At 67.2% G+C, this 19,672-nt stretch carries 16 protein-coding genes and 1 riboswitch; of the genes, 4 read left to right on the forward strand and 12 right to left on the reverse strand.

Features of this window, described 5'->3' with window-relative positions:
• Nucleotides 1–44 precede the first annotated feature (44 nt).
• Together F0U60_RS30000 and F0U60_RS30005 are read left to right on the forward strand one after the other, a co-directional pair.
• Entirely contained in the window at nt 45–1,802 is a 1,758-nt protein-coding gene (locus tag F0U60_RS30000; RefSeq protein ID WP_395804764.1) for a HEAT repeat domain-containing protein, read from the forward strand.
• A gap of 5 nt (nt 1,803–1,807) precedes the next feature.
• Entirely contained in the window at nt 1,808–3,127 is a 1,320-nt protein-coding gene (locus tag F0U60_RS30005) for an HD-GYP domain-containing protein (protein WP_395804766.1), read from the forward strand.
• 112 nt (nt 3,128–3,239) lie between these two features.
• On the opposite strand, the gene F0U60_RS30010 is transcribed toward F0U60_RS30005, so the two are convergent.
• Nucleotides 3,240–3,998 (reverse strand): DUF5953 family protein, encoded by a 759-nt coding sequence (locus tag F0U60_RS30010; protein ID WP_395804768.1) that lies wholly within the window; start codon nt 3,996–3,998, stop codon nt 3,240–3,242.
• Nucleotide 3,999: 1 nt separating this feature from the next.
• Nucleotides 4,000–4,482 carry a DUF6310 domain-containing protein gene (locus F0U60_RS30015; RefSeq protein ID WP_395804770.1) on the reverse strand — a complete coding sequence of 161 codons (483 nt, stop codon included), beginning with the start codon at nt 4,480–4,482 and terminating at the stop codon, nt 4,000–4,002.
• A 164-nt stretch (nt 4,483–4,646) separates the two neighbouring features.
• Between F0U60_RS30015 and F0U60_RS30020 the strand changes: the two genes are divergently transcribed.
• Entirely contained in the window at nt 4,647–5,315 is a 669-nt protein-coding gene (locus tag F0U60_RS30020; RefSeq protein WP_395804772.1) for an ester cyclase, read from the forward strand.
• A 66-nt stretch (nt 5,316–5,381) separates the two neighbouring features.
• On the opposite strand, the gene sugE is transcribed toward F0U60_RS30020, so the two are convergent.
• From sugE to F0U60_RS30065, 9 genes are all read right to left on the reverse strand, one after another.
• On the reverse strand, nt 5,382–5,708 hold the full coding sequence (gene sugE / locus F0U60_RS30025) for a quaternary ammonium compound efflux SMR transporter SugE (RefSeq protein WP_395804774.1): 327 nt from the start codon (nt 5,706–5,708) through the stop codon (nt 5,382–5,384).
• A gap of 16 nt (nt 5,709–5,724) precedes the next feature.
• Nucleotides 5,725–5,783: riboswitch (guanidine-III (ykkC-III) riboswitch) on the reverse strand.
• Between the two features lie 69 nt (nt 5,784–5,852).
• A complete protein-coding gene (locus F0U60_RS30030) occupies nt 5,853–6,800 on the reverse strand; it encodes an RluA family pseudouridine synthase (protein WP_395804776.1) in 948 nt (315 codons plus the stop codon).
• A complete protein-coding gene (locus F0U60_RS30035) occupies nt 6,794–7,057 on the reverse strand; it encodes a hypothetical protein (RefSeq protein WP_203405347.1) in 264 nt (87 codons plus the stop codon). Before F0U60_RS30035 ends, F0U60_RS30030 begins: the two co-directional genes overlap by 7 nt.
• Nucleotides 7,058–7,147: 90 nt before the next feature.
• Nucleotides 7,148–8,407 carry a helix-turn-helix domain-containing protein gene (locus F0U60_RS30040; protein ID WP_395804779.1) on the reverse strand — a complete coding sequence of 420 codons (1,260 nt, stop codon included), beginning with the start codon at nt 8,405–8,407 and terminating at the stop codon, nt 7,148–7,150.
• Complete coding sequence (locus tag F0U60_RS30045; RefSeq protein WP_395825520.1) at nt 8,407–9,291, reverse strand: P-loop NTPase; 885 nt, start codon at nt 9,289–9,291, stop codon at nt 8,407–8,409. The genes F0U60_RS30040 and F0U60_RS30045 overlap by 1 nt, the downstream gene beginning before the upstream one ends.
• Nucleotides 9,292–9,482: 191 nt before the next feature.
• The gene (locus tag F0U60_RS30050) at nt 9,483–11,213 is read right to left on the reverse strand and encodes a hypothetical protein (protein ID WP_395804781.1); all 1,731 of its coding nucleotides are present in this window, start codon (nt 11,211–11,213) and stop codon (nt 9,483–9,485) included.
• A gap of 77 nt (nt 11,214–11,290) precedes the next feature.
• Complete coding sequence (locus F0U60_RS30055; protein WP_395804783.1) at nt 11,291–11,890, reverse strand: HNH endonuclease; 600 nt, start codon at nt 11,888–11,890, stop codon at nt 11,291–11,293.
• Nucleotides 11,884–13,281, reverse strand: a complete 1,398-nt coding sequence (gene selA / locus F0U60_RS30060; protein ID WP_395804785.1) for an L-seryl-tRNA(Sec) selenium transferase — start codon at nt 13,279–13,281, stop codon at nt 11,884–11,886. Before selA ends, F0U60_RS30055 begins: the two co-directional genes overlap by 7 nt.
• Nucleotides 13,282–13,350: 69 nt before the next feature.
• Nucleotides 13,351–15,744, reverse strand: a complete 2,394-nt coding sequence (locus F0U60_RS30065; protein ID WP_395804787.1) for a transglycosylase SLT domain-containing protein — start codon at nt 15,742–15,744, stop codon at nt 13,351–13,353.
• Between the two features lie 102 nt (nt 15,745–15,846).
• Between F0U60_RS30065 and F0U60_RS30070 the strand changes: the two genes are divergently transcribed.
• Entirely contained in the window at nt 15,847–18,099 is a 2,253-nt protein-coding gene (locus F0U60_RS30070; RefSeq protein WP_395804789.1) for an ATP-binding protein, read from the forward strand.
• Nucleotides 18,100–18,700: 601 nt separating this feature from the next.
• On the opposite strand, the gene F0U60_RS30075 is transcribed toward F0U60_RS30070, so the two are convergent.
• Nucleotides 18,701–19,603, reverse strand: coding sequence for a hypothetical protein (locus F0U60_RS30075; RefSeq protein WP_395804791.1), 903 nt, complete (start codon nt 19,601–19,603; stop codon nt 18,701–18,703).
• Between the last annotated feature and the right edge of the window lie 69 nt (nt 19,604–19,672).

Genomic DNA, 19,672 nt, shown 5'->3' on the forward strand with positions numbered 1-19,672 from the left:
CACTGAACTCCCCCCCTCGCCCACTCGCCCACCCAAGGACGTCAATGGCCGCACAGACCGCGAGCACCGCTGACCGGGAATCCGGGATGGATCCCGCCGTGCAGGAGAAGGTGGAGTCGGCGCGCAACTTCACCTTCCATCTGCTCAAGGGCATCAAGCAGATCGGCATGTACCGGCACAACGAGGCGAGGTTCCCCGACTTCCTCGGCCGGGCCCACGAGGCACTCGCCGCGTACACGGACAAGTACGGCCCGCTGTCCCTCAGGGTGGAGCAGCAGAACTTCATGCTGCACGGCGAGGCGGTCTTCTCCGAGGACACGCCGCTGCCCTACAAGTTCTACCGGGACGGCATCCGGCAGATCATCTTCCGCCCAGGCCTCACGATCGAGGAGCTGGTGTCGTTCACGCTCATCTCCCTGTCCGACCCCGATCGCGGCGCGGAGGATGTGCTGGCCCAGCTGTGGCGAGCGGGCCTGGAGCACCTCGAGTACGTGGTGGTCGAGGGCTTCAAGATGGACGAGGTCACCGAGCAGGAGGTGGAGGTCGAGGTCGACAAGGTGGTGGGCTACCTCTACTCGCGCCTCAAGACGAACTCGGACGACTTCCTGCGCTTTGCCCGCGTGAACGCGGAGGACCTGGACTCCAAGCTGGACGGCGTGGAGCAGATGCGCGGCCTGGTGGTGGCCGGCAACTACGCCTCGGATGACCTCAAGGCCCGGCTCCAGCGGGAGATCACCGAGGAGGAACACTCCCGGCTCTTCCCCAAGCTGGTGAGCGCCATCTTCCAGGTCGTCGAAGGCGGCGTGGACGACACGGCGCTGCTCGAGGAGGTCTTCGTCCAGCTCCTGGACGCGATGCTCATCCAGGACGACTACGGCACCATCAACCAGATGGTCCTCAAGCTGCGCGCCATGGCGCAGAGAGAGCCGGAGGGCCCGACCGCCCAGCTGCTCGCCCACTTCATCCAGAAGATGGGCGAGGAGCAGCGCGTGATGCGTCTGGCAGAGGTGCTCAAGACGACGCGCCCGAAGCACCCGGTGGACATCACCCGGTACCTCCAGGTGCTGGATCCCTCCACCGTGTTCACCATGCTCAACGCGCTGGAGACGATTGAGATCCCGGAGAACCGCATCCTCGTGTGCGACGTGCTGGCGCGCTTCGCGCAGGAGAACCCGCAGCCCTTCGTGCAGCGGCTGGAGTCCGAGCGGCCCCAGACGGTGCGCGACATGGTCTACATCCTGGAGAAGAGCAACCACCCGGACCGGGTGAAGATGTTCGGCCTGGTGATGATCAACAAGAACCTCGCGGTGAAGCTGGAGGTGATGAACATCATCGCCCGCGGCCGCACCGCCGAGGCGCGCAAGCTCATCGTCGAGGCGCTCAACGACTCCGTCACCCAGGTGCGCATCCTCGCGGCGCGGCTGTTGCCCGAGTTCGATCGCGACAAGGCCTACGTGGAGCTGGTGCGCCTGATGAAGGATCCGGGCTTCGAGAAGAAGAGCATCGAGGAGCGCACGGCCATCTACACCGCGTTCGGCTCCACGGCGCTGCCTGGAGCCATCTCGCTGATGCTGCAGATGCTGGCGGTGAAGCCCACCCTGCTCACCAAGAAGAAGGTCCTGGAGGACAAGCTGCTGGCCATCGCCGGGCTGGCGGGTGCGTGCTCCATCCCCTCCTACAAGGCCCTGCAGGGCGTGGTGGAGGACAAGAGCCAACCCGTCGAGGTGCTCACCGCGGCGCGCAAGGCCATGTACCAGACGAAGAAGATGCTGTTCGGCGAGACGGCCACCGAGGAGGAGTAGGAGCCATGCTGGACAACCACAACCTGAAGGTCACCCAGAGCCAGGGCGAGAACGTCGGCGAGTTCGGCCGCGCCTACTCGGAGAAGCTGCAGACCCTGGCGCGCGGACTCGTCTCGGGCCTGTACATGCTCATCCGCTCGGTGAAGATGTACGACCCGGACAACGCGGTTTTTGAGAAGCCGCTGCTCCAGCTCCAGGACATCGTCAACCAGATCATCTCCAAGGAAGGCCGGCTGGAGCTGGTGGGCGTCAAGGACTCGTTCTACCTCAACAACATGCTGGTGAAGGTGGACCTCAACTCCATCGACAACCAGCGCTACCTGCTGGGGGAGATGCGCTCCAAGGACGTGGGCGGTATCTCGCTGAACAAGCCCGTCACGGTGCCGGACCTGAAGAACTTCATCTGGATCTTCAGCAAGGAGCAGTCGGCGACGGCCGAGGAGGACGGGCTGGCGGGCCGCAAGCTGCTCAACATGAAGGTGGCCAAGTTCTCCCGGCTCCGGGAGAAGCTGAACCGAGACGATCTGGCCAACCCGGATGATCAGAAGGTGGACCGCAAGAAGTACGCGATGACGGTCTACGCGCGCGCGGTCTTCTTCCTCTCGAAGTACCTGGAGTCCGTGCAGCAGGGCAAGCCGCTGAACACGACGAAGGCGCTGCGGCTGGTGCAGGACTTCGTGGACATCTCCTTCGAGCAGAAGACGCACTTCCTGGGCATGACCACGATGAAGCGCGAGGCGGACTACCTCGTGTACCACCAGGTGAACGTGTGCCTGATGAGCATCGTGTTCGGGCAGGAGCTGGGGCTGACCAAGGCGCAGCTGAGAGACCTGGGCTACATCGCGCTCTTCCACGACGCGGGGATGAGCACCATTCCCGAGGAGCTGGCCACCAAGAAGGGCGCGCTGAGCGCGGATGAGAAAGCAATCATCCAGAAGGCGCCGCTCATCTCCATCCGCAACATCCTGATGGAGAAGGGCTTCTCACGCTCGACGCTGCTGCGCGTGGTGACGACGTTCGAGCACAAGGCGGACTTCGGCACGGCGGTGCGGGACGGGCGAGGCAACATCCAGATGATCATCCCGAAGACGAACCTCGGGGTGTTCGCGAAGATCATCGCCATCTGCGACACGTTCGACGCGCTGACGTCCAGGCGGCCGTACCGGGAGGCGTACGGCCCCGAGGTGGCGTTGATGCTGATGTGGACGGAGATGCGCAACAAGTTCGACCCGGAGCTGCTCCAGGTCTTCATGCGCGTGATGGCCATCCAGCCGGTGAAGGTGCTGAGCCGGCGGCAGCAGACGATGTCTCTGGGCGGCCTCTGAGCCCTGCCCAGCAGTTGGGGCCGGGCCCCAAGCGCGACCTTCGGCAGAAGTTCCTATCGTCCTGCCCACGAGTTCAAGTCCCGTACTCCTTGCCAAGAGAAGCCCAGCAATCTCAAGGGGTGAAACGCCCGCCGATCTCCGGGAAGCGCTCGTAGGTCCGTTTGAGCGCGTCCAGGTGCGCGGGGTTGTCCAGGTCGAGCGGCGCCTCCGTGAGCTGCACAACCCACCCACCCGATGGCGTGCGCCGCGCCCGCGAGAGCAGTTCCGCGTCGCGGGCGGGGTCCGGGAAACCGATGGCTCGGGCGGCAGCGGCCGACCAGTAGTTCAGCCACGCGAGGTAATGGGGAATCTCAGGCGCAGGATTGTCCCGAGGGCGCTTGAGTGAGGGCAATCCGTGGGGCGGCACATGCGGCTTGTCGCCCTGGCGGCGAAACTGCTGCGCCACTATCCCACCATAGCCGTCCGGCGACGCTTTTCCCCAGACCGCGCGAGCGCCATCTCCTACCGCCTCCAGCACATCTACGGCCGCAGCAATTCCAACTGCATCTAGCGGCAGGCTCGCACAGACTTGAAAGTGCGGCGGCCCTCCTGCGGCAAGGCCATCAGGATTCTCCCACCCGCTGAGTGTCACCGGGTGATTTTCGTCATCGTTGCAAAGAAAGAAGAACCCGCCGTTTGCTTTGTCTGTCGCGATCCCCTCGTCGCGGTTGGGCAATGCAATAAGGTCGTCCTTTCCAGAGGTCGTCCACTCCAGCCGCAAGCCGGGAAGCGCGCGCTCCATTCCTTGGACGATGGCAAGAGGGCGCTTCTCGTCACCCACGAGCGCAGGCGCGTAGACGATCACGTTAAGGGAGTTTTGCTCGGCTGGCATTTCAGCACCAATCCATGACAACGACAGTGAGGTCGGGATCTAGCTCAAGCAGCGCATCTTTGTGCGCCTGGCTTCGGACGCCAACGGCGAATTCGAACCCACACTCCTCTGCAAGCATTTTCTCGCGTCTAATCTCGGGGTACTTCACCTCCGCAAGAAACCTCCGGGAACGCGGCGAGTGCTTGTCGAAATTATCAGTCTTGACATCCCATAGAGTGCGCGTGGCCAGTTGCAGCGCATCGAAGTTCTTCCCATTCACGAACACATCCCAACCGGGGAAGCTGTTGTTCGGCATCAGGTCGGCGCATTTGTTGTGCGGGTCATTACCGCCCAAGTGCTTCACCGGAACGGGCTTGCACCTCGGGTCGTCTTCCTCCACGAGGGCGGACGCGAGCTGCTTCTGCGGCGAGGGCTCCCGGGCCGGTGCGCTCGCCGCACCAGGAGCGCGCTCCAAGTCCGCAAGCGCATCGTCACGTCCTTTCATCAAGCGAGGGGGCAGGTCCGCTTCTGCTCCAACAGCAGCAGGCGCTCCCTCCAGACTGCTTCCGCGCCCTGCTCCTACCCCGAGGGCTCTCGGGAATTCGCGGTTTTGTCGTCAATCAGTCAACATACGACCCGCAGTGAACACTGCACGCACAAGGAGCTGAGATGAGCATCGGCAAGTCGGCAGCAGAGCCCCTCTGGTTGCAAGGACGAGATGCGGTGGTCGAGAACGACGAGGGCGTGAAGTGGCGCCACGGCCGTCCCGACTACCACCTGACGCGCATCACCGTGGGGAAGGAGCGGACGCGCCACTTCCCGGAGAAGTCGCTGGAGATGGTGGTGGAGGACCTCGTGCGGGTGTTCGAGATGGAGGTCTCCCACAAGGCCGATCCCACCCAGTGGGTCTCGGTCGTGCTCGACAAGTTTCGCAATCGCACCAACGGCGGGCCCTGGCACACCGGCCAGGACATCGCCGCGAGGGGCAGCTACAACCTCTTCCTCGGAGACACGCCGTATTACAAGGCCAGCGAGGAGACCTTCGACTCGTCACATGAGGTCTTCCACACGGCCTTCCCCGATGGGTTCTTCTGGGAGGTGCTCGAGGTGTACTCGCCGCCGCCCGTGGTGAGCTTCAAGTGGCGCCACTGGGGCAACTTCACGGGCCCCTACAAGGGCCAGCAGCCCACCGGCAAGCGCGTGGAGCTCTTCGGCATGAGCGTGGCGCGCGTGGCGGAAGATCTGCGGCTGGTCGAGGTGGAGCACTACTACGACAACAGCCTCTTCCTCAGTCAGATCGCGACCGGGTGCCCGGTCCACGCCGCGGGGACGAAGTAGGCCCTCTCGCCGCTCACGGCCCGCCCCGGTCACCCTCGTGGCCGCCGGGGCGGGCCCACTCCGAGCTCAGTGCTCCCCACCGCTCGTGAGCTTCAAGCCGATGATCGACGTGAGGAGCATGGCGAGAAACAAGGCACGCGCGGGAGTGACGGGCTCGTGGAACAGGAAGATGCCCAAGATGGCCGCGCCGAAGGCACCGATGCCCACCCACACCGCGTAGGCCGTGCCGATGGGCAGGCTCCGGGCCGCCATCGACAGCAGCACCATGCTGGCGATGATGGCCGCGACCGTCAGCACCGTGGGTAGGGGTCGAGTGAAGCCCTCGGTGTACTTGAGCCCGATGGCCCAGCAGATCTCGAGCAGACCCGCAACGACGAGGAGAATCCACGCCATGACGCACACTCCTTCTCAGGCGTCGTCTTGTCGTGACCGGGTACGGCGCACCTCGTCCGGGCCCGATGGCGCTCCCCATGAGCCCATCGTGACGGGGCAAGACTTAACCGCGGCCCTCGCACCTGTCCAGCGCTCCTGGAGCGGCTAACGGCCTCGCAGCACCTTCAGCGCGGCGGTGAAGTCCGGAGGCAAAGGCGCCTCCACGTGCAGCACCTTGCCCGTGCGCGGATGGGGGAAGGCCAGCTTCCAAGCGTGCAGCGCCTGGCGACCCAGCACCTCCTGTGCTTCCTCCGCCCTGCCCTTCGCCTTGCGGCCCGCGCCGTACACGCTGTCGCACAGCAGCGGGTGGCCGGCCTCCGCCAGGTGCACGCGAATCTGATGCGTGCGGCCCGTGAGCAGATCCACCTCCACGCAGGCGGCGCCCTCGAAGGCCTCGCGCACCCGGTACACGGTGATGGCCGGCTTCCCCTCCTTCACCTTGCCGGTGAAGCGCTGGCGGTGCACCGGGTGACGGCCGTAGAGCGTCTCGATGCGCGCCTCGGCGGCCTTGGGCACCCCATGCACGAGCGCCAGGTACGTCTTCTCCACCGCGCGCGTCTTGAAGGCCTTCTGCAGCGCCACCAGCGCCTTCTCGTGCTTGGCGACGACCAGGCAGCCCGTCGTGTCCTTGTCCAGCCGGTGGACGATGCCCGGGCGCAGCTCGCCGCCCACCCCGGCCAGGTCCTTCACCCGGTGCAGCAGCGCGTTGACCAGCGTCCCCGAGGCGTGACCCGCCCCCGGGTGCACCACCATGCCCGCCGCCTTGTCCACCACGACGAGATCGCGATCCTCGTGCAGCACCGCCAGCGGCAGCTCCTCGGCCACCGGCACGGCGGGGACTGGCGCGGGGACCACGAGGGAGAGCAGCTCGCCGCCTTTCAGACGCAGGGAGGCCTTCGCGGGCTTGCCGTCGACCTGCGCGTGACCGGCCTCGATGAGGCCTTGGATGCGCGAGCGCGTGAGCTCGGGACAAAGACGCGCGAGGACTTGATCCAGCCTCTCGCCACGGGCCTCGGGCGGGGCCCGGTGCTCGCGCGCGTCGGGGGCTACCAAATCTTCGACTTCACGTGCGCCTTGGAGCGCAGGACGATGTCGTTGATGGCCCGCTCGAAGAAATTCATCCTCTGGAAGATCTCGGGGCTGACGCGGCTCTTGTAGAGCTCTCGGCCCTCGTCGAGCTCCTCCTTGAGGACCTCGAAGAGGTTGTCCTGCTCGATGCCCTTGATGATCTTCTGCTCGTTGTAGAGCGAGATATCCGAGGCAATCGCGCGGGCCAGCCGCATGGCCTTGATCTTTTCTTCTTCAGTCATCCTGGACCTTTCTAAGCAGCCCCCCCCAGGGTGTCAACTTCGCTGACACGCGACAAACACCCAGGAGACGCCCGGCCGCTCAGCACCGTCTCATCGCCGGTTTTTCTCACCGGATGCGACGAGGCCCATGTAGCTCCTGGAGACGCGGAGCGGATCCAACCCCAGCTCGCGGGCGATGCTCATCAACATGCCGCGCAGATAGACGCCCGCAGGGAGGATGCCGTAGCGGTCCGCCTCGATGTTCTCCACATGCCGGGCCGAGATGCGGGTCCTGTCCGCGAGCATCTGCAGTGAGATGTTGCGGCCCTCACGAATGCGGCGCAGCAGCTCGCCGTTGAACTCAGCATCAGAGGGAATGTCCACCACGGTCTTGAGCCGGGTGCGCGAGTCGCGAGCCTTCACCGCCACCTGGGCGAGCGCCGACTCGGCCGTGGCGATGGCCGAGGCCTGGGCTAGCACGGGAGCATCCCCAAGCTGCTGCCCGTTGGGCATGCGTGCGGGGGAAGGTCGGGCCCCATTGCGCGATGGCAACGGAGGAGGCACAGGCGCACCAGGGCGCGCCACCGGAGCGCTGGGCCGGGCATGGGCCACCGACCGCAGGGTCCCGGGCATCGGCGTGAGGGAGCGGGGCTTGGGCGGAGCTGCGACCGGCGTCGCGGCCACGGACGGAGCCGGGAGGGGTTCCTCCGCCGCCGCTGCCTCCACACTCGCCACGGCTCCCCCAGACCCCAGCTCCGGTTTCGGATCCGGCATGGCCACGGGAGCGTCCTCCTCGGGCTCCTCCGGCGGCCTGCGGGGCTTCATCTCGACCACTGGCGCCGTCTCGGACTCCGGCTCCACCTCGGTCACCACCACGGCATCCAGCGGCTCCGCCTCGGCGGCGGACGGCGCCAGGGCCACCGGCTGCGCCTGCACGACCGGCTGCGCCTGCTCCACCGGCAGCTCTTGCGGCTTCACCTCGGCCACGGGCTCCACCGGGGCCACCACCGTCAAGACCGGCGACGCCCCTGCCCCGTTCGCGGGCACTTCCTTGCCATCCGACTCGGCCGCGCGCTTCAGGGACTCCGCCCGCAGGCGGCTCACCTCCTCGGGCGAGCGCGTGATGCCGATCTTGCGATCGTACTCGATGCGCAGCTCCAGCTCGCAGAGCACCTCCATGGCCTGCGTGAGCCGCTGCCGCAGGGCATCGAGCTGCTCCGGCTCCACCAACGAGTACACCGCGATGGAGTCGGGAGAGTACGTCTCCATCGCGCGCGCATAGGCGTCGAGGATCTGATCCTCCGAGGCGCTGACGGGCACCTCCAGGAGTTCATAGTAGGACTGCTGCTCGAAGTGCTTCATGGCGGACATCACCCCGTCACCCCGTCGAGCGCCAACAGGCGATCGGCGATGCTCTGGATACCGACAGCGGCCGGAGACTCGGGCTTGTCAATGACGATGGGCCGGCGCCTGCGCACCGCGCGCCACGCCTCGTCGTCGTAGCGGATGGCCCCAAGGTCATCCATCTCCAGACCGAAGAACTTCTTCCACGCGGACACCACCGCGGCGCCCACGTTCAGGTCGCCATCGGAGCGCGCCTGGTTGAGCACCAGCTTCACGCGGAAGGCGGTCAGCTCCTTCTCGAGCCGCTCGGCGAGCGAGACGTTGTGCTGGCGCACGTGCTGGATGATTTCGAAGGGCGTGCGCGCGGCGCCCTCGCGGGTGGACAGGGCGCGCTCCACGAGCCGCTCAATGCCGTAGTTGGACTCCACCTGCTGCAGCCGCCGGTAGAAGGCAGCCTTCACGAAGCGGTAGGCGTTCTCCACCGAGGTGGGCTCGGGCAGCATCACCAGCACGCCGTGGTCGGCGATGATGAAGAAGTCGAGCGTGTTGAAGCTGGAGCCCGCCCCCAGATCGAGGATGAGGTAGTCCACCGTCTGGGTCTGAAGGCTGCGCAGCAGCCGCTGCTTCTGGGCGTACTTGATGTTGGCCGCGTCCAGGACGTCCAGCGCGCCGGCGATCAGCGACAGGTTGGGCACGCCCGTGGGGACGATGACGTCCTCCAGCCGCGCCTTCGGACGCAACATGAAGTCCGACAGGGTGGCTGTGGGCTGGCCCACGCCGAGGCAGGTGTGGAGGTTGGCGCCGCCGAGGTCCGCATCGACCAGGAGCACGCGTTGGCCTCTCATGGCCAGCGCGACACCGAGGTTGGCGGAGACGAGCGACTTGCCGATACCACCCTTGCCGCCGCCCACCGCGATGATGCGGTGAGGACGGGCCCGCGCGCCGAGCCCCGGAGAATCGGGGTCCGGACGCGCGGCGGCCCCGCCCGCGGATGGGGCGGGCGAGGGTGACCGGGCGGGCTGCGACGCGGAGGAGGGACTGGGGGGACTCAAAGCACCCGTATCAAAACCCGTCCTGGGCTCCGCGTCGACTCCCTGGCCAACTACTTGAGGATCAACTGGCACACACAGGGCGAAGTGCCATCACACGCACTGCCCGTTGAGGTGCCGCAGGCCAGGCCGGAGCAGCACTCGCCGCTGGTCAAGCACGCCTGTCCGCTGGTCGAGCAGGTAGCCCCGGGCTGGCAGGTGCCGGTGACCGTCCCCAGGGGGATGTCGCAGCGCAGGCCCTGGCAGCAGTCCGAACCGGAGGTGCACGCACCGTTCTGCGGCTGACACGCCTGGGGCGCCTGGCAGGTCCCACCCGAGCAGATGCCCGAGCAGCACTGCGTCCCAGCCGAGCACGTGGCGCCATTGGACTGGCACGTCCCGCCACCCGTCCCCGCGTCGGGAGGAGGGGTTCCACCGTCAGTGGGGGGCGTTCCACCGTCCGAGGGAGGCGGGGTGTACGGTACCAGACAGGCCTTGGTCAGCTCGGAGTTGGGCAAGCACTGGGTGCCCGCGCAGCACGTCACCGCCGGGTCATCGCAGGACGTGCCCACCGGAGCACACGTGGGCTTCTGGCACGACAGCCGGCCGGTGCCGTCTCCCGCCGGCAGGCAGAGGGCGCCGTCGCAGCACTGATCGGAGAACTGGCAGGTGTCGTTTGGCGCGATGCAGCAACCCGCCTCGCCCGTGTAACCCGTGGGGCACGCCCCCAGGCCGCCATCAACCCCCGAGCCACCGAAGCACCTCGGCACGCCGGTCGAGTCGGCATGGCACACGGCCTTCCTGCCGTCGCAGCAGTTCTGCGACGCGTTGATGTCCGTCATGCCACCATCCGGCAGCTTGCCGGCGCCGCAGATGTTGCCCACGCCGTTGCAGGCCTGCCCGTTGTCGCACCGGCCGTTGCTGCACTTCACGGAGCCGTTGGGGTTGATCGGCCCGCCATCCGGGTACGTCCCACCGCCGCAGCAGTCGCTGTCCTGGGTGCAGAAGTTTCCAGTCAGCTTGCAACCGCCCACGGGCTGGCAGACCGTGGCGCCGTAGCCCAGGTCCACACACGTGCGCGAGCAGCACGTGGAGCCCTCGCTGCACGGGTTGCCGTCCTGGATGCATCCGCCACCGCCACCGCCCGTGACGAACAGGCACCGGCCCACGCCGCCGTCACCGTTGGCCGAGCACGCGTTTCCGCAGCACTCCGCGTTGCTGGTGCAGATGTCGTTGTAGCCCTGGCACGAGTAGGCGCGGGCGCAGATGCCGGCCTGGCAGTTGGTGGAGCAGCAGTCCCCATCCGCGCCGCAGGCCTGGCCCACCACCTTGCATGCCGAGGTGGTGTCACTCGGAATCTGGGCACACGTACCGTTGGTGCACGTCTTGGTGCAGCACTCCTCGGCGCTGGAGCACGCGCCACCGATGTCGAGGCACTGGCTGGCGCCGCACGTGCCGTTGGAGCACACGTTGGTGCAGCACTGGACGCCCGAGGTGCAGGCCTCGCCAGCGCTCCGGCAGAGTGGGTTGGGTTCTGGACAGCGGCCATCCTCACCGCACACGCCCGTACAGCACTGGGCACCGACATCCCGGCTGCAGAGCGCCCCCGCCGCCACACACTGGGAGCCCGGACCGCCGTCTAGAACCGTCCCGTCTCCGCCATCCGGCTGGCCATCCCCCGCGTCCCGGCCGTCCACGACTCCGGCGTCATCGTTGTTACCGGGCGGGGTGTCGCCACAGTCGCAGCCCATGAAACTCATGAGCATTGCGAGCGCGCCCGCGACCAGCCATCGGTTGCCCCTCATGTGTGCCTCCCCTCTCAATCCACACGCGGACATGGTCCACGCGTTCAGGGAGACCCCACCCCCGGGGCAACGGTCACTCAGTCGTCGAGCAACTCCACGTTCCAATACGAGGCGTCCGCCAGATTCAGGAACGGCAGCCACTCACGGTAGGTGACTCGACGGGAGGCACCGCGGAACAAGGGCGTCCAGCGAGGACGCACGGGCGTCCGCAGCAGCTTCATGCCCGCCTGCTCCGGCGTGCGCCCGCCCTTCTTCAGGTTGCAGGGCACACACGAGCACACCACGTTCTCCCAGCTCGTCTTGCCGTTCTGGGAGCGAGGCACCACGTGGTCCAGGTTCAGTTCCGAACGCGGCAACTGCCGAGCGCAGTACTGACAGGTGTCATGGTCGCGCGCGTAGATGTTGAGGCGGGAGAAGCGCACCCTTCCGCGTGGCAGGTACTCGTAGGCGGAGAGCACCACGACTCGGGGGACGCGGATGCGCCGGTTGATGGTGTTGATGCTGTCGTGCGGAGCGGCGGCGCTCAACGCGGCCCAGTCCTCGAATTCATAGAGGCGGTATTGCGCGTCGATGGCTTTGGCTACCCCCAGGTAGAGGAGCGAGAGGGCTCGCTTCACCGAGGTGACGTGTACCGGCTGATAATTACGGTTCAGGACGAGAACGGCGCTGTTCAACATGGCTGCCTTCCCTGTATGGCCGTACCAACGGCATCAGCGACCGGCCCAAGGTCCTCCTCCGCCAGGCATCGGACGTCGAGAACCACCTCGCCGTCCGAGATCCGCCCGATCACCGGAACGTCCGCCCCCCGAAGACATTCCAGGAAGGCGGCTGGCTCTCCAACAGTGAGGATGCACGCGAAGGAAGGCAACCGGGCCAAGGGCATCGCTCCCCCGCCTACCTGTCCCAAAGTCGGAGCCACGCGAGCCTTGAGGCCTTTCTCCGCCAGGAGCGTGTGAAGCCGCTCGGCGCGCGCGCGGAGGACGTCCACGGGCCAGGTAAGCAACCGGTAGGTGGGCACCGCCTCCGGGCGTCCATCCCGGTACAGCTCCAGCGTGGCCTCCAGCGCTGCCACCGTCATCTTGTCGATGCGCAACGCTCGGGTGAGCGGGTGTTTCTTGATGCGGGCGATCAGCGCGGCGCGGCCCACGATGATGCCCGCCTGCGGCCCACCGAGCAGCTTGTCGCCAGAGAAGGCCACCACGTCAGCGCCCGCGGCCACAGTGGCCGGGACGGTGGGCTCGCCGGTGAGCCCCTCGCCGGTGAGCGGCACCAGTGCTCCCGAGCCCAAATCCACGAACACAGGCACCCCGCGCGCACGGCCGAGCGCGGCCAGCTCCTTCACCTCCACCTCTTCCGTGAAGCCCACCAGCGCGAAGTTGGAGCGGTGCACCTTCATCAACACGCCCGTGTCCGGCGTGAGGGCCGACTCGTAGTCCGAGCGCCGAGTACGGTTGGTCGTGCCCACCTCCACCAGCCGCGCCCCGGACTGCTTCATCACGTCCGGCACTCGGAAGCCGCCGCCGATCTCCACCAACTCCCCACGCGAGACGATGGCCTCGCGACCCGCGGCAAGTGTGGCGAGCACCAACAGCGCCGCGCCCGCGCAGTTGTTCACCACCAGGGCGTCCTCGGCACCGGTGAGCTGGGTGAGCAGCTCAACGACGGGGGCATAGCGGCTGCCACGCTCGCCCTCGTCCAGGTCGTACTCGAGGTTGGAGTAGCCGCGAGACACAGCGGCCACGCGGGCCACGGCCTCGGGCGCCAGGGGAGCACGGCCAAGGTTGGTGTGCAGCACGACGCCCGTGGCGTTGAGCACCGGCCGCAGGTTGGGTGTGGCCAGGGTGCGCAGCGCCTCGTCTACGTCCGAGTCCTCGAAGGGACGGGCCTCGCCGCGCAGCAGCCGCCCGCGCACACGCTCCACCGCGAGCCGCAACGCCGCCACGACCCGGGCTCGCGGGAGGCCTGACAACCGTGCCTCCAGAGAGGGACGGCGCAGGAGCTGCTCGATGGAGGGGAGCGCGCGCAGCAGCGCGTTCTTCCCCCCGTCTTCGGCCGAGGGTGCACCCACGATCCGAAGTGTAAGGGAGCGGGGGCGCTCGCGCCAGCCAACCCCCCTGCCCTTCACCGCATGTTCACATCACTTCCTGGACGCCTGCACGACGGGCGCCTTGGCGGGCCGGCCGTAGAGCAGCTGGTAGGTGTTGTAGGAGCGCAGCACACGCTTGATGTAGCCGCGCGTCTCCGCGATGGGCACCTCTTCCACCCACGCGTCCAGCGGCATGCCCGGGCGATCCGCGCGCCACCGGTCAATCGCCAGCGGACCGGCGTTGTAGCTGCCCACGGCGAACGGGGTGTGTCCGGAGAAGCGCTTCACGAGCGAGCCCAGGTAGTGGGCACCCAGCTTGATGTTGAGATCCGGATCCAGCAGCGCCTGGGTCGTCACCTTCTTGAGCTTGAGCTGACGCGCCACCGCCTGCGCCGTGGAGGGCATGAGCTGGGTGAGGCCCAGCGCGCCCGCCCACGAGAGCGCCTTGGGATCCAACGCGCTCTCCTCGCGCATCAGCGCCTGGAGCAGATCCGGCTCCACGCCGGCCGCGCGGGTGTGCTTCTCAATCAGCTCGCGGAAGGCATTGGGATAGGCCACCTCCCACACCGGCCGCGTCTCCGGGGTGATACGGCCGCTCAGATCGCGGCGCAGCGCCACGCGGGCCACCGCATGAGCCCCACGCTCGTCGCCAGCCTGCGCCAGCAGGTGGACGAGCAGCCGGATGTTCTCAGCGGGCAGGTTCGTGCGGTTGACGGCGAGCAGCTCCGAGGAGACAGCCTCGGGGAAGCCCAGGCGCAGCAGCTCCACGGCGGCGGTGAAGTGCGGATCCTTCTCCATCGTCCCCGCGTGCAGGGGCCAGGGACCGCGGCGCTCCTGCTGGGTGAAGTCGATCTGCGGCGTCACGCGCTCCATGCGCGCCGGCTCCAGCTCGCCCAGCATCGTGCGCGCCATCAGCCCGTAATAGGTGGCCGGGTGCTCCACCGCGAGCCTCTCGAAGATGTCCGCGGCGGCCTTCGTGTCCCCCTTGTCCTGCAGGGTGCGCGCCCGCCAGTACGCCGCGCGCTCCACGTCGTACGTCTCGTCCGCGTCGGCGAAGCGCTTCTCGATCTCCACGAGCATGGGCAGGCCACCGTCCGCGGTCTTCAGCGTGCGGGAGATCCAGAAGTCCTTGAAGAGCGCCTCGCCCAGGAAGTCGCCCTGGGGATAGAGCTTCGCGAGATCCTTGAGCCGCTGCGAGGCCAGCTCCAGCCGGCCCGTCTTCACATAGAGATCCGCGGCGTAGAAGAGCGCGTCGTCGGCGAAGGAGTGGTCCGGGTACTCGCGGGCGAGCCGCTCGTACGTCTCGGGGCCCTTCACCTGATCCACGATGGAGCGCGACGAGCCGAGCACGTAGAGGGCGCGCGGCAGCAGATCCCGCTCCTGGCACTTCTCCACCACGGGGGTGAGCGCGGCGATGGCGCGGGTGTGCTGGCGCTCCTTGCGCATGCCCTTGCCGTAGGCGAAGTGCGCGCGGCAGGCGAGCACGTCGGGCAGCTTGAGCTTGGGCAGCAGCGGCTCGAGCACGTCGAGACCCTGGCGGTTGCGGTTGAGCTCGATGAGCTGCTCGCCGCGCAGCACCTTCATCTCGATCGGAGCCTGCTGTCCCTTGAGGCGCTTCTCGGCCTGCTGAGCCAGGGGCGTGAGAGGATGGCTGGCCCACAAGCGCCAGAGGAACTCCCGCTCGCGGGTCTTGTCCTTCTTCTCCGCGGCGATGTCGGCGCTGGCCATGAGGGCCTCGGCGCCCACGTTGCGGCCCCACGAAGGCGAGGTGCGACTGGACAGGGGCGCGAGCGCGGCGAGCGCGGCCTCCGGATCCTTCGCCTTGCGCAGGACGCGGCCGAGCGCCAGGCGGGCATCGGCGTACAGCCGAGAGCTATCAGGCACCTGCGCGAGCAACACGGCGGCGTCGGCGAAGCGCCCGAGCGACTCGAGGGCCACGCCGGCATGGGTGAGGCAGCGATCGCGCAGCGCGGGGTAGTCTCCGGCCAGGGCGGTCATCTCCTCGGCGGCGCGCTTGTCATCCCCGGCGCGCACGGCGCTCAAGGCGCGCAGGTAGCGCACGGGGAGCGAGTCCCCCTCCTTCTCCAGCAGCTCCCGGGCGCGGACGTAGAAGCCCTTGTCGAAGGCCTCCTTGGCCTCCTTGAGCTTGCCCTCGCCGAAGTACGGCGCCAGGTCATCCAGGCCGTAGGCGCGACCCTTGAAGATCTTCGGCTGCGCGGGCGCAGGCGGAGGTCCATCCGGGAACGCGGGGTTGAGCACCTCCACGTACCCGGGAGGCACAACGGCCTTTTCCGAGTCGGGAGGGGGCGAGAGTTGAGCCTCGGACGGGGCACTGCCCGTGAGGGCCTGAGGAGCCGCGGAGGGCTCCTCGGAGAGCGGCGCCTGGGTGAAGGCCAGCGACGTGGCGGCGGCGGCAGCGGCAAGCAGGGGGACGAAGGCTTTCATACGGGATGGGCCCTCAGGTGATGCGCCTGAGCAGCCCGGGAGACAACTGGGCGCAGGGAAAAAATTTCCGCGAACGAACGGAGGTTAGACTGGCCACCACGCATGGACATTCGGACACAGAGCGCTCTTCTCGCATCCATCATCGGGCTGGCGCTTGGCGTTTCCATGTTGTTGCGGGCGGGGCGTCCTCGAGTGCTCACGCTCTACTCCGTCTTCGCATTGACGGTGGGCGGGTACTACCTGTCCAGCTTCTTGCACAGCCTGTTCGAGCGTGCGGAGTACCCGTGGGTGACGCGGGTGGCCGTGGGTGCCACCATTCTACTGGCTTCGCTGGTTCCTGGCGCGGCAGTGGCTTTCTTCCTCGAATTTCTGGGGGTGAGCAAGGGCACGCATCTGCTCGGCCGGCGGCTCGCTTTCCTCTCCTCCATCTTCGGCTTGGCCGTGGCCGTCTCGCCCCTGGCCGAGAACCGGTGGGCCCGCGTGGCCATGGGCGCCTGGGTGCTCGGTGCCCTGCTCGCCTCCGTCTCGTTGCTGCTCCGACGAGTCAGCACCTCTGAGTCGCGTATCGAACGATTGCGGCTGACGTACCTGGCCATCGGAGCGGGGGCGGCCATCCTCTTCAGCGCGCTGGACTTGCTGGAGCGCTACGGACTGCCCTTCCCCACCCTGGGGCCGGTCTTCACCACGCTCTACCTGTTCTTCCTGGCCCAGACGCTGCTGCGGCTGCGGCTGATGGACCTGCACGAACTGCTGGGGAAGATCGCCTCGCAGACGGTGCTGGCCAGCATCCTGGCCGCGGTCTTCACCGTGCTGACGGTGTGGGTGGACGAGAACAACACCTCGCTCTTCCTCTTCAACACGGTGGTAGCGGCCTTCGTGGTGCTCATCCTCCTGGAGCCGCTGCGGGTGAAGGTGGAGGAGCAGGTGGTGGCCATCTTCTTCCGCGAGCGCTTCGAGCTGCTGCGGGTGCTCAGCAACGTGCGCGCGAGGATGGCGGGCGTCATCGAGATCTCCGAGCTGGCGCGCATGGTGCTGGACGCGCTGCACGAGTCGGGGCGCATCACCCATGCCTCACTGTACCTGCTCGCGGAGGACCGGCCGGGCTATCGGCTGCTGGACGCGCGGGGGCCGGTGCCGGTGACCTTCCTGGACACGGGCGCGGCGCGTGGCGTGCTGTTCGCGGTGGCCTCGGGACAGAAGGCGGTACTGCTGGAGAACGTGGAGCGGCGCATCGCGGTGCTGCGGCAGCAGGCCGTGGAGGGCAAGCGCTTCCGCGATGAGCTCAAGCGGCTCAACGACACGCGCGCGGCGCTCCTGCAGATGAAGGGCGGCATCACCGTGCCGCTGCTGGGCAATGATCGCGTCATCGGCTTCCTCAACCTGTGGGATGAGCGCGTGCCAGAGGCCTACGCCTCGGATGAAATCGCCCTCATCTTGGAGGTGGCCGAGCGACTGGCGACGGCCCTGGAGAACTCGAAGCTGTACGAGAAGATCCGCGAGCGCGATCGCCTGGCGGCCCTGGGCGAGATGGCCGCGGGTCTGGCGCATGAAATCCGTAACCCGCTGGGCGCCATCAAGGGAGCGGCACAGTGCCTCGATCCCAAGCGGCTGCCGGGTGAGGAGGGCGAGTTCGTCGAGGTCATCGTCGAGGAGGTGAACCGGCTCAATGGCGTGGTGTCGGCGTTCCTCGACTACTCGCGTCCACTGAAGCAGAGCTTCGGCCCCACGGACCTGAACGAGGTGGTGACGCGGACGGTGAAGCTCATCCACAACGAGATGCCTCAGGGCATCGAGCTCAAGGTCGAGCTGGAGGAGTCCCTGCCGCGGGTGGAGGCGGACGCGGAGCAGCTCAAGCAGGTGTTGATCAACCTGGTGCAGAACGCGATGCAGGCCATGGGCGACACCGGGGGCAGCATCACGCTGAAGACGGTGCGGCCGGATCGCTTCAACGACTTCCGATCCTCTGCGGGGGACTCGTTCCTGGAGCTGCACGTGACGGACACGGGCCCCGGGATTCCGCAGGATCAACAGCAGCACATCTTCGTGCCCTTCTTCACGACGAAGCAGAAGGGCACGGGGCTGGGGCTGGCCATCAGCCAGCGCATCGTGAAGAACCACGGTGGGACGCTGTTGGTGCAGAGCAAGCCGGGTGAAGGCGCCACATTCATCATCCGCGTGCCCGTGCCCCCCTCCGAGCCAGCCCAGCACCCGGAGCCGATCATCGTGGACGGGACCCCCTTCCCCGCCACGAGGTCCGCCGAGTCCCTGTCGCTGGAAAACAGCAACCCGGAGCTCACGCCGCCGCCGAAGTCCGAGCGCAAGTCGAAGCGCGAGAAGAAGCGCCGCGCGAGCTGAGGAAGAACCCACCAGAACCGGACAGCGCCATTACCGGTTACTCGTTCGAGTGGGGCTTCGCGTAGCCGCCTTCTTGCGGCGTTTGTGCCCCTCCGAGGCAACGCCATGGGTATCGAGGCCGGCGAATGTCCGGGCCCGCGCCAACATGAACTCGACCTGCTCTCGTGCTGCCGGATGCGGCGGCCGAATCCGAGCCCGCCGCTCGACGTCGGCAATGAGCGCAGCTGCCCTACGCAGTCCCACTCGAGAACCGCTGGCGGCCTGCGCCGCCCAGCAACAAACCAACAAGCGACAGTCCATCGAGGAGTAGCCAAGCCGCTCCATTCGCCGCAGGTACGGCGAAAACCGCCTCCAGGGACCGGTACGGTTCTCCATGAGCAGGCTCCTGGTGATCCGCCTGCGCACTTCTCGTTTCCCGGCCGCGGTACGCATCTCCTTCAGAAACCGCTTTTCGAGTCGTTTGAATGCTCGGATCTTCTCGGCGAGGGATGCCTTGCGAAGCGAGAGGTAGAGACGATCCCACTCCTGGGCCAGGCGCGACAGCCGCTCGCCCTCTTCCCTTGTCAGATGCCCGGGCATGGCAGCCTTACCCCGTTGACGCCTACAGGAAGAACCGCGCCGCCATGAAGGCGGGGAAGCCCACGTAGTAGAGCACCGCGTTGGCCACTTCCACGAACCGCCTCACGCCCCTCGCGTGCGGTGGTGAGAGCCACGCCCCAATGAAAGCAATCAACTCAGACGGGACGCGCAACAGCACCGCGAGCAACACGAGCACCGCCGTAAAGAAGGTCCAGTAAGTACCCAAACTCTGCAGGTAGGGCCCGAGTCCGTACATCTGGTACTGACCAAACGGCCCACCGTAGGTGATGTACTGGTTGGCTCGGAACATGATGCCCGCGGGGAGCAGCGGGAACAGGACGAACTTGAATGCCAGGTGGTACCAGCGCTGGCGGACGATCATCGCCCGAGCGTGCGCGAACGCGGTGAGCGAAGGCCTCGCCGTCGCGGAGAGCTCGGGGTTATGGCGGCCTAGCGCCTCCAGCAACGGCAGGGGATCCGACACCTGCGGGGAGTACTGGAAGGTGCGCCCCGACTTCATTCGCAACGATAGACCCGCGCCCGGCAGGGGCAGCCGCCAGAGCTGGATGGACACCACCGAGCTCAGGGGAATCTCGAACCGATCGCCGCGGCGCTCCAGCACGAGCCGCTCCGGCTCGACCAAGAAAGTGGCTGCGGAGAACCAACGGAGGAGCTGGAGAAGGCCGAACAGGACGAGCGCGAGCAGGGCAAGCCAGCCCGCCTGAGCAGGCGGTGTGGGGTTCAACGCCCCGGTGAAGGTGTCGAAGACAATGAGCAGAGAGAGGTAGAGAAGGTCTGCGACGAGCAGCACCTGAAGCACGGCCCCGAGGATTCGTGGCACCCGTCCGTAAGCGTGGACTTGGAAACGCGGGGCAATGATCCGACCATCGGCAGAGGGCTCGGCAGACGCATCGGCTGCGTGCATGGGGTTCACTTGGAGCAGGGGTCATCCACCGGGCACTTCGACGGATTGCCCGGGCGGCAGGGGACCCGT

Source organism: Archangium minus (genome assembly GCF_044360475.1).
Classification (GTDB): domain Bacteria; phylum Myxococcota; class Myxococcia; order Myxococcales; family Myxococcaceae; genus Archangium; species Archangium minus.

Coding starts and splice junctions, on each gene's coding strand:
- F0U60_RS30000 (WP_395804764.1), top strand. CDS start 45: ATGGCCGCACAGACCGCGAGCACCGCTGACCGGGAATCCGGGATGGAT.
- F0U60_RS30005 (WP_395804766.1), top strand. CDS start 1,808: ATGCTGGACAACCACAACCTGAAGGTCACCCAGAGCCAGGGCGAGAAC.
- F0U60_RS30010 (WP_395804768.1), bottom strand. CDS start 3,998: ATGCCAGCCGAGCAAAACTCCCTTAACGTGATCGTCTACGCGCCTGCG.
- F0U60_RS30015 (WP_395804770.1), bottom strand. CDS start 4,482: ATGAAAGGACGTGACGATGCGCTTGCGGACTTGGAGCGCGCTCCTGGT.
- F0U60_RS30020 (WP_395804772.1), top strand. CDS start 4,647: ATGAGCATCGGCAAGTCGGCAGCAGAGCCCCTCTGGTTGCAAGGACGA.
- sugE (WP_395804774.1), bottom strand. CDS start 5,708: ATGGCGTGGATTCTCCTCGTCGTTGCGGGTCTGCTCGAGATCTGCTGG.
- F0U60_RS30035 (WP_203405347.1), bottom strand. CDS start 7,057: ATGACTGAAGAAGAAAAGATCAAGGCCATGCGGCTGGCCCGCGCGATT.
- F0U60_RS30040 (WP_395804779.1), bottom strand. CDS start 8,407: ATGTCCGCCATGAAGCACTTCGAGCAGCAGTCCTACTATGAACTCCTG.
- F0U60_RS30050 (WP_395804781.1), bottom strand. CDS start 11,213: ATGAGGGGCAACCGATGGCTGGTCGCGGGCGCGCTCGCAATGCTCATG.
- F0U60_RS30055 (WP_395804783.1), bottom strand. CDS start 11,890: ATGTTGAACAGCGCCGTTCTCGTCCTGAACCGTAATTATCAGCCGGTA.
- F0U60_RS30065 (WP_395804787.1), bottom strand. CDS start 15,744: ATGAAAGCCTTCGTCCCCCTGCTTGCCGCTGCCGCCGCCGCCACGTCG.
- F0U60_RS30070 (WP_395804789.1), top strand. CDS start 15,847: ATGGACATTCGGACACAGAGCGCTCTTCTCGCATCCATCATCGGGCTG.
- F0U60_RS30075 (WP_395804791.1), bottom strand. CDS start 19,603: ATGCACGCAGCCGATGCGTCTGCCGAGCCCTCTGCCGATGGTCGGATC.